9 protein-coding genes are annotated in these 13,403 nt (G+C 62.3%); 4 read left to right on the forward strand and 5 right to left on the reverse strand.

What is annotated here, in order from left to right; translation table 11 throughout:
* Position 1 precedes the first annotated feature (1 nt).
* The 5 genes from glgX to JX25_RS06135 all read right to left on the reverse strand — a co-directional run bounded on the left by glgX (position 2) and on the right by JX25_RS06135 (position 9,052).
* The gene (gene glgX, locus JX25_RS06115) at positions 2 to 1,912 is read right to left on the reverse strand and encodes a glycogen debranching protein GlgX (protein WP_128254173.1); all 1,911 of its coding nucleotides are present in this window, start codon (positions 1,910 to 1,912) and stop codon (positions 2 to 4) included.
* On the reverse strand, positions 1,909 to 3,342 hold the full coding sequence (glgA, locus tag JX25_RS06120) for a glycogen synthase GlgA (RefSeq protein ID WP_241557863.1): 1,434 nt from the start codon (positions 3,340 to 3,342) through the stop codon (positions 1,909 to 1,911). Before glgA ends, glgX begins: the two co-directional genes overlap by 4 nt.
* 17 nt (positions 3,343 to 3,359) lie before the next feature.
* Positions 3,360 to 5,516, reverse strand: a complete 2,157-nt coding sequence (gene glgB, locus JX25_RS06125; protein WP_128255196.1) for a 1,4-alpha-glucan branching protein GlgB — start codon at positions 5,514 to 5,516, stop codon at positions 3,360 to 3,362.
* 34 nt (positions 5,517 to 5,550) lie between these two features.
* Positions 5,551 to 7,926: a glycogen/starch/alpha-glucan phosphorylase gene (locus tag JX25_RS06130; RefSeq protein ID WP_241557864.1), complete on the reverse strand. Its 2,376-nt coding sequence runs from the start codon at positions 7,924 to 7,926 to the stop codon at positions 5,551 to 5,553.
* A gap of 73 nt (positions 7,927 to 7,999) precedes the next feature.
* Positions 8,000 to 9,052, reverse strand: coding sequence for a dipeptidase (locus JX25_RS06135; protein ID WP_128254174.1), 1,053 nt, complete (start codon positions 9,050 to 9,052; stop codon positions 8,000 to 8,002).
* A gap of 203 nt (positions 9,053 to 9,255) precedes the next feature.
* Here JX25_RS06135 and JX25_RS06140 point away from each other — a divergent pair, with 203 nt between their 5' ends.
* From JX25_RS06140 to JX25_RS06155, 4 genes are all read left to right on the forward strand, one after another.
* On the forward strand, positions 9,256 to 10,569 hold the full coding sequence (locus tag JX25_RS06140; protein WP_128254175.1) for an ABC transporter substrate-binding protein: 1,314 nt from the start codon (positions 9,256 to 9,258) through the stop codon (positions 10,567 to 10,569).
* 77 nt (positions 10,570 to 10,646) lie between these two features.
* The gene (locus JX25_RS06145) at positions 10,647 to 11,519 is read left to right on the forward strand and encodes a carbohydrate ABC transporter permease (RefSeq protein WP_128254176.1); all 873 of its coding nucleotides are present in this window, start codon (positions 10,647 to 10,649) and stop codon (positions 11,517 to 11,519) included.
* A 1-nt stretch (position 11,520) separates the two neighbouring features.
* Positions 11,521 to 12,351, forward strand: a complete 831-nt coding sequence (locus JX25_RS06150) for a carbohydrate ABC transporter permease (RefSeq protein WP_128254177.1) — start codon at positions 11,521 to 11,523, stop codon at positions 12,349 to 12,351.
* An 11-nt stretch (positions 12,352 to 12,362) separates the two neighbouring features.
* Positions 12,363 to 13,355, forward strand: a complete 993-nt coding sequence (locus tag JX25_RS06155) for an ABC transporter ATP-binding protein (protein WP_128254178.1) — start codon at positions 12,363 to 12,365, stop codon at positions 13,353 to 13,355.
* The last annotated feature ends 48 nt before the right edge of the window (positions 13,356 to 13,403 follow it).

Genomic DNA, 13,403 nt, shown 5'->3' on the forward strand with positions numbered 1-13,403 from the left:
CCTAGTCGGTGTGCCGGAAGACCAGCACGGAATGCGCGGGCGCTTCAAGCCCCCATGCCGGCGCATCGGCATCGGGTTGCGTCGTATCAAGAACCAGTTGCCAGTCACGCCCCGTCGGAAGGGAAAGCGCAGCGGCGCGGACGGGGTTGAGCACGATGAACGCGGCCTCCCCCTCACCATTGAGCTCCATGCACAGCATTGCCATGTCGTCCCAATCCTGCGGACCGGCCTCGCCGCCGCCGGGCAGATGCCATGCAACGTTCGGACGGCCCGAGGCGGTGGCCTCCCCATGCAGGAACCGGCCCTGACGCAGGAGGGGCATGTCGGCGCGCAGCGCGATCAGGCGGGAGACAAAGGACGTGATCGGATCCTTCGTCCACTGCACCCAGCCCGTCGGATTATCCTGGGCATAGGTGTTGTTGTTGCCCTGCTGGCTGTTTCCGGTTTCGTCGCCGGCAAGGATCATCGGCGTGCCCTGCGCCAGCATCATCGTGGCCAGCATGTTGCGGCGGCGCAGGGCGCGCGCCTCGTCCAGCGCCTCGTCCGGGCCTTCGGTCCCCATGTTGTCCGAGAAATTTTCGGCCTTACCGTCTTTGCCATTTTCGCCGTTCGCATCGTTATGGCGCTGCGAATAGGTCACCAGGTCGGTCAGCGTGAATCCATCATGCGAGGTGACGTAGTTGATGGAGGCCCATGGCGCCCGCCGGTCATGGTCGAACACCTCGGCCGAGCCGGTCATCCGCGCCGCCACCGCGCCCATCACCCGGTCACCCCGCCAAAGCCGGCGGATGTCGTCGCGGAACCGGTCGTTCCATTCGGCAAAAGGCGCGGGAAATTCCCCAAGACGATAGCCACCCTCGCCCATATCCCACGGTTCGGCGATCAGTTTCAGGTCACGCAAATCCGGATCCTGCCGGATCATGTCGAAGATCGTGGCGCGGGGGCTGAAGCCGCCGGCCCCGCGACCCAGCACGGTTGCCAGATCGAAGCGGAACCCGTCCACCCCTTGCGTGGCCCAGAAGCGCAGCGCATCCATCACCAGCCGCTGAACGACGGGCTGCGTCAGGTCCAGCGTATTGCCGGTGCCCGCATCGTTCAGGTACCGGCCACCATCCATCCGGTAATAGCTTTGGTTGTCCAACCCGCGATACATCACCGAGGGGCCCGTTTCGTCGCCCTCGCCCGTGTGGTTGAAGACAATGTCGAGGATGACCTCGATCCCTGCCTTGTGCAGGGCGCGGACCATGCTGCGAAATTCGCCCAGCGTGCCGTAACGCGGATCGGGCGCGAAATAGCCCAAGGACTGATAGCCCCAGTAATTCGTCAGCCCCCGCTCTGTGCTGAAGCGGTCATTGATGAATGCCTGAACGGGCAGCAATTCCACCGCCGTGACGCCCAGTTGCTTCAGGTGCCGGATGATGGGCCTGGAGGCGATGCCAAGAAAGGTGCCGCGGAACACGCTGGGAACCTTGTCCGCCAGCATGCTGAGGCCACGGACATTCGCCTCGTATATCACGGTGCGGTCCCACGGGGTTTCGGGGCCACGGGGCAGCGGCGGTCTCGGCGCCGTCACCACACAATGCGGCAGATCGTCCGCACCGCCCTCCGGCGCGTCCGGTTGCAGCGCCACGCTCCATTTCAGCGGGCCGGTCCATTCATGTGCATACGGGTCCAGCAGCAGGCGGTCCGGATTGAACCAATGACCCTGATCGGGTTGCCACGGGCCATGCGCACGAAACGCATATTCGGTGCCGGCGCCGATACCGGGCACCTCAACCTCCCACACATCGCCGTTCCGCATCATGGGGATGCGGCGGTCAGGGTGAAAAAGGCAAAGCTCCATCGCTTCGGCATGTGCGGAATACAGGCGGAACTGAACGCCCTTGTCGGTGATCGTCGCGCCGAGGTTCATCCAACAAGCTCGGCATAAAGCTGCGCGTATTGCTCGGCCGACGCTTCCCAGCCAACCGGGTGACGCATCGCATTGCGCTGCACCTGCGCCCATGCTTCGGGCTCGTGCCAAAGCCGGACCAGACGGCGCAACGCCCCCGCAAGCGCATCCGCCGTGGTGGGCGAGAACGTGAATCCCGTGGCCACACCCGCCATCATCGAGGCGGGGTTCACGTTGATGATGCTGTCGGCCAATCCGCCCACCTGCGCCACCACGGGCAGCGTGCCGTAACGCAGCCCGTACATCTGCGTCAGGCCGCAAGGTTCAAACCGCGAGGGCACCAGCACCGCATCCCCGCCCGAGAACATCAGGTGGCTCAGCCCTTCGTCATATCCCACACGCACGCCGACGCGTTCGGGATAACGCAGTTCCAGCGCACGCATCGCCCCTTCCAGCGCCGGATCACCCGACCCTAGGATGGCAATGCCTCCGCCCGCCTCGATGAATTCGGGCAGCACTTCGGGCAGAAGGTCGATCCCCTTCTGATCGGTCATGCGGCTGACGACGATGGCAAGCGGGCCCGGCACCTCAAGATCGAACGCGGCGCAAAGCATGGCGCGGTTCTCGATTTTGCCGCGCAGATTGTCGAAGCTGTAAGGCGTTGCCTCGGCATCCGGCGACCAGACCTGCGTGTCGACGCCGTTCAGGATGCCGCTGACGATATCCGCCCGTTCGGCCAGAATGCCCTGCAAGCCCATCCCATATTCCGGCAGCATCAGTTCGATCGCATAATTGGGGGAAACGGTGGTGATCGCGTCTGCCGTGACCAGCGCCGCCTTCAGGCTGGACAATCCGCCATAATATTCCAGAGAATGGATGTGGAATTCGTGCGGCGGAAGGCGCAGTTCGTTCAACAGCTCCGCCTTGGCCCAGCCTTGGAAGGCGATGTTGTGGATGGTGATGATGCTTTTCACATCCCGCGGGCCGCCCCATTCCAGATAGGCGGGCGCGAAGCCGGCCTGCCAGTCGTGGCAATGCAGTATCTGCGGACGCCACCCGTCGTTCAGCCCCTGCCGAGCGATCCGCGCCGCAACCCATGACAGCGCCGCGAAACGTTGCGGGTTGTCTTCCCAGTCGCCCCATGGGCCGGAATATGGCCCTCCTTCGCGGTCGAACAGGTGCGGCGCATCAAGCAGCAAAAAATCGATCCCGCCGATGGTCCCGCCATAAACGCTCCCCGTACCGCCGAACAGGTTTTCTTCCTGAAACAGCACCTCCATGCCGTCCAGCCGCCAGCGCTGCTTGCGGTATGCAGGCATCAGCACGCGCATCCCTACCCCGCGTTCTGCCAGCGCCTGCGGAAGGGCACCGGCCACGTCTGCCAACCCCCCCGTTTTCAGAAGCGGAACGCATTCCGACACTACCGATAGGACACGCATCGTCTTTGCCATCCGCCTCCGCCCTCCCTCTATTGATATCGTCCCGTGTGCCGGAACATGATGGCCGACAAGGGCGGCAGGCAGATGCGGGCCGAATGGTCCTGCCCGTGCCAGCCCACCGCCTCTGTCGTGACCGATCCCAGATTGCCGCGATCTTTTCCTCCATAGATCGCGGCATCGGTGTTCAATATCTCGGTCCATTGCCCCGCAGCGGGGAAACCAAGGCGATAGTCCCGTTCGATTGGGGTGAAGTTCGCGACGAAGACCACCATCTCGTCCTCTGCCGCGCCAAGGCGGGCCCATGCCAGCACCGAAGCATCGGCGTCGTTCGGCTCCAGCCAGCGGAAGCCTTCGGGGCGGGTGTCGTTGCGGTGCAGTGCAGGCAGGTCGCGGTAAAGCGTGTTCAGATCACGCACCAGAAGCTGTACGCCGCGATGCTGCGGCAGATCGGCCTCGTGCCAATCAAGGCTGTGATCATGTGTCCATTCGCGCCCCTGCGCGAATTCACAGCCCATGAACAGAAGTTTCTTACCCGGATGCGCCCACATGAACGCATAATACGCGCGGAGGTTGTCAAATTTCTGACTGCCCTCACCCGGCATCTTCGCGATCATGCTGCCTTTGCCGTGCACCACCTCGTCATGGCTGATCGGCAGGATGAAGTTTTCCGACCATGCGTAATGCAGGCCGAAGGTCATCTTGTGATGATCGTACTTGCGATAGATCGGGTCCTTCTGGATGTAGGACAGCGTATCGTTCATCCAGCCCATGTTCCATTTGAACCCGAAACCCAGCCCGCCATGATCCACGGGGCGCGACACACCGGGAAAGGACGTGGATTCCTCGGCCGCAGTCATGATGCCGGGATGCGTGCCATAGGCGGCGCTGTTCATGTCGCGCAGCATGGCGATCGCTTCAAGATTTTCACGGCCGCCAAGGTGGTTCGGCACCCATTCACCCTCCCGGCGCGAGTAATCCCGGTACAGCATTGACGCCACGGCATCGACGCGCAACCCGTCTAAATGATACTCTTCCAGCCAATAAAGGGCGTTGGCGGTAAGGTAGTTTTTCACCTCACGTCGGCCGTAATTATAGATCAGCGTGTTCCAGTCATGGTGGAAGCCTTCGCGCGGATCAGCATGTTCATAAAGCGGCGTGCCGTCGAAGCGGCCAAGGCCATGCGGGTCCGACGGGAAGTGGCCCGGAACCCAATCCAGAATGACGCCCAGCCCCTTGCGGTGCGCCGCATCTACCAGCGCACGGAATTCATCGGGCGTGCCGTGGCGGATGGTCGGCGCGAAAAGCCCGACGGGCTGATACCCCCAGCTTCCATCGAACGGAAACTCCGACACCGGCATCAGTTCGATATGCGTGAAGCCCATCCAGTGGACGTAATCCACCAACTGCTCGGCCAGCTCGGTGTATGACAGCATCCGGTTGCCGGAGGCGCGCCGCCAGCTGCCCAGATGCACCTCGTAGATGGAAATCGGCGCATCGATGTTCTGCGCATCCTGCCGCCGCAACATCCAGTCGCCATCGTGCCAGTCGGGATGGGCCAGATCCCGAACCACCGAGGCGGTGCGAGGGGGATGTTCCGCGCCAAAGCCCACAGGATCGGCCTTCTGGATCACCTCGTCCGAGTTGCTGCGTATCTCGTACTTGTAGGGCGTGCCGGGGCCGATAGCGGGCAGAAAAATCTCCCATACGCCCGTCGCTCCGCGTGCGCGCATGGGGGTGCGACGCCCGTCCCAAAGGTTGAAATCCCCCACCACGGAAACGCGCTGCGCATTGGGGGCCCAGACGGCGAAATGCGTGCCTTCCACGCCTTCATGAACAATAGGATGCGCGCCCAGCGCGTCCCAAAGCTGATGATGTGTCCCTTCGCCCAGCAGGTATTCGTCGATCTCTCCCAGAACGGGTCCGAAACGGTACGGGTCGTCGACGGTCCATTCCGTGCCGTGGCCTTGCGCCCACAGGCGATATTCGCGGGTGGCCGTTTTGCCGATGAACAGGCCGGGAAACCCCTCCACGGGCTGCGCCTCGCCGCCCGGCTCCAGCCACACCCGCTCCGCGCCCGGCTGCCACACGGTGACGCGCCACCCCTTGGCTGCAGGGTGCGGCCCCAGGACTGCGAACGGTTGGCCATGCCGCCCTTCGCAGATGGCGGCGGCTTCGTTCGGGTCCATTGCCGGCGTCACGTTCGCTCCCACTGTCCGTCCTTCAGATCGCGGGCTCGATGTCCCAGATGTCGGTCATGTACCCCCGGATGGTCCGGTCCGAGCTGAAGAAGCCCGAACGGGCCGTATTCAGCGCGGCCATCTTCAGCCAGCGGTCGCGGTCGGCAAAGGCGCGGTCGGCCTCTCCCTGGGCTTTGATGTAGGAGTCGAAATCGGATGCGACCAGAAAATAATCGTGGTGCCACATGCGATGTACCAGCTGATGATACCTGTCCGGCTGATCCGGAGAGAAGCGCCCTTCGGCGATCATTTGCAGAACATCCAGCAAGGTCTGGCTTGCCTCGATGGCGTTGCGGGCATGATCGGGATCCTCGCGCCGGCGGATGACTTCGTCCGCGGTCAGGCCGAACAGGAAGAAGTTGTCTTCCCCCACCTCGCGCAGGATTTCCACGTTGGCACCATCAAGCGTTCCGATGGTGGGGGCACCATTGATCATGAACTTCATGTTGCCCGTACCCGACGCCTCCTTCCCGGCCGTAGAGATCTGCTCGGACAGATCGGCAGCCGGCATCAGCTTCTCCGCCATGGAGACGTTGTAGTTCGCAGGGAACACCACCTTCAGCATATCCCCTGTCACGGGATCATTGTTGATGACCGTGGCGACATCGTTGATGAGGTGGATGATCTCTTTCGCGACGGCATAGCCGGGGGCGGACTTGCCCGCGAAGATCTTGACCCTCGGCACCCAATCGGCATTCGGATTGTCGCGGATCGCTTTCCAGCGCGCGATGGTTTCCAGAATGTTCAGAAGCTGGCGCTTGTATTCGTGGATACGCTTCACCTGCACGTCGAACAGCGCATCGGGATCGACGGCGATGCCCGTGGTCGTGTTCAGCCAGTTCGACAGCCGCACCTTGTTCGCCCATTTGGCCGAACCGAACTTCTGACGGAAGGAAGCATCATCCACATGCGGCTCCAGCCCCTTCAGCTTGTCCAGATCGGCTTCCCACCCTTCGCCGATGGTTTGCGTGATCAGGCGCGACAGTGCCGGGTTGGACATCTTGAGCCAGCGGCGCGGAGTGACCCCGTTCGTCTGGTTCACGATACGCCCCGGATGCAGCCTGTCCAGATCGGGAAACAGGTTCTGGCGGATCAGGTCGGTGTGCAAGGCTGAAACGCCGTTCACCTTGTGTGCCATGATGAAGGCAAGCTCCCCCATCCGCACTTCGTGATGTTTTACGATGCCGACATAGTGGGGACGCGAAAGGTTTTCCTCCAGATGCAGCCCGTCGATCTGCTCCACGATCTGCATGTGGCGCGGAAGGACGTTACCGAAGGTATAGGTCGCCCAGCGCTCCAGCGCCTCGGGCAGAAGGGTGTGGTTGGTATAGCCAAGGCACTTTTGCGCAATATGCACCGCATCGCGCAGTTCGATTCCGTGATCATCAACCAGCAGGCGGATCAGTTCGGGCCCCGCGATGGCGGGATGGGTGTCGTTCATCTGGATGGCGACATATTTCGGCAGTGCACGCAGATCGCTCCTGCTTTGCAGGAAGCGGCGCAGAATGTCCTGCAGTGCGGCCGATGTCAGGAAGAACTCCTGCTTCAGCCGAAGCTCCTTTCCCTGATAAGTGGTATCGTCGGGATAAAGCACCCGGCTCAGCGTGCGGGCCAGGGTTTCAGGTTCGGCCGCGGCGGTATAGTCACCCCGGTTGAACCGCTCCAGATCGAACTGGCCGGTGGGACGCGCACTCCACAAACGCAGCGTATTCGCCCACTTGCCCTGCCAGCCGATGACGGGCGTATCATGGGCCTGTGCGAAGACGGTTTCTTCCGGAACCCAGACCTGCTTGCTGTCCCGCTGCTCCACCATTCCCTTGAAAGGGATGACGTATTGCGCTTCGGGGCGGTCGAAGTCCCACGGGTGGGGATGGTCCAGCCAATCCTCCGGGGCTTCGACCTGCTGGCCACCATGGAAGCTTTGCCGGAACAAACCGTGTTCATAGCGGATGCCATAGCCATAGGCGGGGCAGCCCAGCGTGGCCATGGACTCCATGAAGCATGCGGCAAGACGGCCAAGACCGCCATTGCCCAGTGCGGGGTCCGGCTCATCCTCCACCACGGCGCGGTAATCTACGCCCAGCGCCGCAAGCGTTGCCTCCGCCTCCTCGTGAAGGCCAAGGTTGATGGCGGCGTCCTCCAGCAAACGGCCCGTCAGGAATTCCATCGACAGGTAGTATACGCGCTTGCGGTCTTCCGCCCAGGTGCGGCGCGTGGCGGCGAACCACGGCTCCATCACCCGGTCGCGGATGGCATAGGACAGCGCCATCCGCCAGTCATAGGTTGTGGCGTGGGCTTGGTCCTTCCCGATGGTAAAGGAAAGATGGCGAAGGATGTCGACTCTCAGTGATTGTGTCACGGCGCGTCTTTTGGTTGCGGACGGATGCGTTCAAGATGACCGCCAGCGCGCGCGCGTCAAGCGCCGTCTCCCTTCATTCGCCCCAACTGCGATGAAGTACACCGACCCAGTTGCGCCAAGCCAGCTTTTCCAGCAGCACATCGTCATAGCCATGGGCGCGCAGCGCATCCAGCAGCACGGGAAGTCCCGTCACGTCGCCGATCCCCTCTGGCACCGTGGAGCCGTCGAAATCCGAGCCGAAGCCGACATGGTCCTCCCCCAGCCGTGCGATCAGGTGGTCCAGATGGCGCAGCACGGGTTCCCATCCCATCTCGGGGGCGCGGCGCCCATCCTCGCGCAGGAAACTGGTGGCGAAGTTCAGCCCAACCATGCCGCAGCTTTCGCGGATCACGTCAAGCTGCCTGTCCGTCAGGTTTCTGGCAGAGGGCGTGACGGCATGCGCATTGGAATGGCTGGCCACCAGCGGCGCATCTGACAGGCGCGCCACGTCGTCGAACCCCGCCTCGTTCAGGTGGGACAGGTCGATCACGATCTTCAGCTTGTTGCATTCGTGCACAAGACGCCGGCCTGCCGGTGTCAGGCCCGGGCCGGTATCGGGGCCCGAAGGGAAGCGGAAGGGAACGCCGTGCCCGAAGGCTGTCGGGCGGCTCCAGACCGGTCCAAGCGAGCGAAGGCCCATCGCATGAAAGACGTGAAGCATATCAAGGTCGGTATCGATCGCTTCCGCCCCCTCCATATGCATGACACCGGCGATTGCGCCGTCGCGCATCGCGTTCTCGATTTGTGCTGCCGTTCTGGTGATGCGGAAGGCGCCGCCACTAACACGCTGCATCCACAACAGGTGACCGGCCATCGACATGGCATAGGGCAGCGCCTCGGCATGGCTCATCTCGGGCGGCAGGGGCACGTCATAGGGGGGCTCGTCCATGCGCCGGCCGCCCGCCGCCTCTGGTGAGGGAACGTAGATGGCGAAAAGGCCGCCTGCAAAGCCGCCGTTGAGCATCCGCGGCAGGTCAAGATGCCCGATCCCCTCGCCTTCCAGCCAGATCTTCTCGCGGCGCTTGGGCGCACGCTGCAGGCGCAGCAGGAAATCGTTATGGCCATCGAAAACCGGAATTGCGTTCATCTTGTCGTCCCCCTGTTTTGCGGGGAACGTGCCATGCGTCCAGCCGATTGACCAGTGGGGCGGACCCCCTGCAGTCCGGACAGTGCCGCCCGCTGACATAGTTAACCAAAGGTGAATCCGGGCCGAAGTCGCTTGACGCTCGCCCCTCCTGCGTGTGAATTCGAAACGGAAGGGCGTTTGCCCGGACAGGGGAGGTTATACTTATGTCCAAGACACTGCGTGGAGTGTTGGGAGCAAGCTGCCTTGTGGCACTTGGCTTGCCGGCAATGGCCGAAACGATCACCGTGGCCACGGTGAACAACGGCGACATGATCCGGATGCAGGGCCTGATGTCCCACTTCAACGAGAAGCATCCCGATATCGAGGTGAACTGGGTCACGCTGGAAGAAAACGTCCTGCGCCAGCGCGTCACCACCGACATCGCCACCAATGGCGGCCAGTACGACGTTCTGACCATCGGCAACTATGAAGTTCCGATCTGGGCCGGCCAGGGCTGGCTTCTGCCGCTGGACGACATGGGCGAGGATTACGACGCCGAGGATCTTCTGACCCCGGTGGCCGCCGCCCTGACTGTGGACGGTACCCTTTACGCAGCGCCCTTCTATGCCGAAAGCGCAATGCTGATGTATCGCACTGACCTGCTGGAAAAAGCGGGCCTGACGATGCCGGAAAATCCCGATTGGGACTTTATCACCGAAGCCGCCGAGAAGATGACCGACAAGGCCAACGGCACTTATGGCATCTGCCTGCGCGGCAAGGCCGGCTGGGGCGAGAACATGGCCTTCCTGACGGCGATGTCCCATTCGATGGGCGCGCGCTGGTTCGACATGGACTGGAAACCCCAGTTCGACAGCCCGGAGTGGAAGGCGACGCTGGACACCTATCTGAACCTGATGACGAACTATGGCCCGCCCGGTGCATCGTCGAACGGCTTCAACGAAAACCTTGCGCTGTTCCAGACCGGCAAGTGCGGCATGTGGATCGACGCCACGGTGGCAGCCTCGTTCGTGTCCAACCCCGAGGATTCGGTCGTGGCCGAGAACGTGGGCTTCGCCCCCTTCCCCACGGCTGCCGGCGGCGACAACCACGGCAACTGGCTGTGGTCGTGGAACCTTGCGATCCCCGCATCCTCGACCAAGCAGGAAGCGTCCAAGGCATTCGTGGCCTGGGCAACGTCCAAGGAATACACAAACCTTGTCGCGCAAGAGGATGGCATCGCCAACGCACCTCCCGGCACGCGCACCTCGCTTTATGAAAACGAGGAGTACATGAAGGCGCCCTTCGCGCAGCCCACGCTGACCGCGATCGAAAATGCCAACACCCAGAACCCTTCGGTTCAGGATGTTCCCTATACCGGCGGCCAATGGATTTCCATTCCGGAATTCCAGGCAATCGGCACGGCTGTCGGTCAGGTCTTCTCGGCGGCGCTGGCAGGTTCGTCGGATGCCGATCAGGCGTTGACGGCGGCCCAGGCACTGACCCAGCGCGAAATGCAGCGCGCCGGCTACCCGAAGTAAATCGCGCTTCACGCGCATGACCCGAAGGTGCGGCGGATCTCCGTCGCACCTTTTCGACAAGGTGAAGGACCGCCCGCATGGCCACGCAAGCCTCTCGCGCCGCCGGACGTCTGATGATCTCTCCCGCCGTCATCCTGCTGTTTCTGTGGATGATCGTGCCCTTGGGGATGACGATCTATTTCTCGTTCCTGCGTTACAACCTGCTGATCCCCGGCGATAACCCCCTCGTGGGCTTTGAGAACTACCAGTTCTTCTTCACCGATCCGAACTTCTGGCCCGCCCTGATCAATACGCTGGTGCTGGTGCTGGGCGTCCTGCTGATCACCACGATCGGGGGCATCCTGCTGGCGCTGCTGCTGGATCAGCCGATGTTCGGCCAAGGCATCGTGCGCGTGCTTGTCATCGCGCCGTTCTTCGTGATGCCCACCGTTTCGGCGCTGGTCTGGAAGAACATGTTCATGAACCCGGTCAACGGCCTGTTCGGCTGGCTGGCAACGGTGTTCGGGCTGCAGCCTTTTGATTTCCTGGCGCAGGCGCCGCTGTTTTCGATCATCCTGATCGTGGCGTGGCAATGGCTGCCCTTCGCCACGCTGATCCTGCTGACCGCCTTGCAAAGCCTTGACAGCGAACAGCTTGAAGCCGCGGAGATGGACGGCGCGGGACCCGTCAGCCGCTTCTTCCATATCATGCTGCCGCACCTTGCACGCGCGGCGACGGTGGTGATCCTGATCCAGACGATCTTCCTGCTGTCGATCTTCGCCGAGATCCTCGTGACGACCAATGGCGGTCCGGGCAACGCATCCACCAACCTGACCTACCTCGTCTATTCGCAGTCGCTGCTGCAATATGACGTGGGCCTGGGGTCTGCAGGCGGCGTCATCGCCGTCATCCTCGCCAATATCGTCGCGATCTTCCTGATGCGGATGATCGGCAAGAACCTGGAGACGTAAGATGGCCCGCGAAAGCACCCCGCAACGCAAGATCGTGGTGACAGTGATCGCATGGATCATCGCGCTGGCGATCTTCTTCCCCATCCTGTGGACCATCCTGACCAGCTTCAAGACCGAGGCACAGGCCATCGCGATCCCGCCACGGTTCCTGAACTTCGACTGGACGCTGGCCAACTATGTCACCGTGCAGGAGCGTTCGAACTATTTCGGGCACTTCATGAATTCGGTCATCATCTCTCTCGGCTCCACCATTCTTGCGCTGGCCGTGGCAATTCCGGCGGCATGGTCCATGGCCTTCGTGCCGGGCAAGCGGACCAAGGACGTGCTGATGTGGATGCTGTCCACGAAGATGATGCCCGCGGTCGGCGTGCTGATCCCGATCTATCTTCTGTTCCGCGACTGGGGCCTGCTGGACACCCGCGCCGGCCTGATCATCGTGCTGATGCTGATGAACCTGCCCATCGTCGTCTGGATGCTGTACACCTATTTCAAGGAAATCCCGGGAGAGATCCTCGAGGCCGCACGTATGGACGGCGCCAGCCTTGGCAAGGAAATCCTTTACGTCCTGACGCCGATGGCCGTCCCCGGCATCGCCTCCACGCTGCTGCTGAACATCATCCTGGCGTGGAACGAGGCGTTCTGGACGCTGAACCTGACAACCTCGAACGCGGCGCCGCTGTCGACGTTCATCGCCAGCTATTCCTCTCCCGAGGGGCTTTTCTACGCGAAACTCTCTGCCGCTTCGACGCTTGCCATCGCGCCGATCCTGATTCTGGGCTGGTTCAGCCAGAAGCAGCTGGTGCGTGGCCTGACCTTCGGCGCCGTGAAATAAGGAAGAAGACCATGGGCCAGATCGAACTCAAAGGTGTGACGAAGCGCTTCGGTGATGCCGAGGTCATTCCCCCGCTGGACCTGCAAATCAACGACGGCGAATTCGTGGTCTTCGTTGGCCCTTCGGGCTGCGGCAAGTCCACGCTGCTGCGACTGATCGCGGGGCTTGAAGACGTCTCGGGCGGCGAGATCCAGATCGACGGGCGCAACGCAACGGCAGAGCGGCCCGCGCAGCGCGGCCTTGCGATGGTGTTCCAAAGCTATGCGCTTTATCCGCACATGTCGGTGCGCAAGAACATCGCCTTCCCGCTGAAGATGGCGAAGATGAGCCAGAGGGAAATCGACGCCAAGGTGGACAATGCCGCCAAGGTGCTGAACCTTTCCAGCTATCTTGATCGCCGTCCGGGCCAGCTTTCGGGCGGCCAGCGCCAGCGCGTCGCCATCGGCCGCGCCATTGTCCGCAGCCCCAAGGCGTTCCTGTTCGACGAACCGCTGTCGAACCTTGATGCCGCGCTGCGCGTGAACATGCGGCTGGAGATTTCGGAGCTGCACAACACGCTGAAGACCACCATGATCTATGTCACACACGACCAGGTGGAGGCGATGACCATGGCCGACAAGATCGTGGTGTTGCAGGCAGGCCGGATCGAACAGGTCGGCAGCCCGCTTGACCTTTATCGTCATCCGAAGAACCGCTTCGTGGCAGGGTTCATCGGCAGCCCGAAGATGAACTTCATCGGCGGGGCCGAGGCGGCGAAATACGATGCGCATGAAATCGGCATCCGTCCCGAACATATCGACGTCGGAACGACGGGCGCATGGCAGGGCCGCGTGACGGTATCGGAGCATCTGGGTTCGGACACCTATCTGCATGTTCAGACCGATTACGGTATCATCAACGTCCGCGCTGATGGCGAGGTTGCGTTGCATCACGGCGATACCGTCTGGCTGACGCCCAACGCGGCCTGCATCCATCGGTTCGACCAAAGCGGAAACACCCTGTAAGGCTTCGGGCCGGTGCTGCACCGGCCGTTCCCTACGACATCCGGATAA

This window comes from Falsirhodobacter deserti, assembly GCF_004015795.1.
GTDB classification, from domain to species: domain Bacteria; phylum Pseudomonadota; class Alphaproteobacteria; order Rhodobacterales; family Rhodobacteraceae; genus Falsirhodobacter; species Falsirhodobacter deserti.

Excerpts from the sequence above, each read along its gene's own strand:
- glgB (WP_128255196.1), bottom strand. The coding sequence starts at position 5,516 with ATGGACCCGAACGAAGCCGCCGCCATCTGCGAAGGGCGGCATGGCCAA.
- JX25_RS06150 (WP_128254177.1), top strand. The coding sequence starts at position 11,521 with ATGGCCCGCGAAAGCACCCCGCAACGCAAGATCGTGGTGACAGTGATC.
- JX25_RS06140 (WP_128254175.1), top strand. The coding sequence starts at position 9,256 with ATGTCCAAGACACTGCGTGGAGTGTTGGGAGCAAGCTGCCTTGTGGCA.
- JX25_RS06135 (WP_128254174.1), bottom strand. The coding sequence starts at position 9,052 with ATGAACGCAATTCCGGTTTTCGATGGCCATAACGATTTCCTGCTGCGC.
- glgX (WP_128254173.1), bottom strand. The coding sequence starts at position 1,912 with ATGAACCTCGGCGCGACGATCACCGACAAGGGCGTTCAGTTCCGCCTG.
- JX25_RS06155 (WP_128254178.1), top strand. The coding sequence starts at position 12,363 with ATGGGCCAGATCGAACTCAAAGGTGTGACGAAGCGCTTCGGTGATGCC.
- JX25_RS06145 (WP_128254176.1), top strand. The coding sequence starts at position 10,647 with ATGGCCACGCAAGCCTCTCGCGCCGCCGGACGTCTGATGATCTCTCCC.
- glgA (WP_241557863.1), bottom strand. The coding sequence starts at position 3,342 with ATGGCAAAGACGATGCGTGTCCTATCGGTAGTGTCGGAATGCGTTCCG.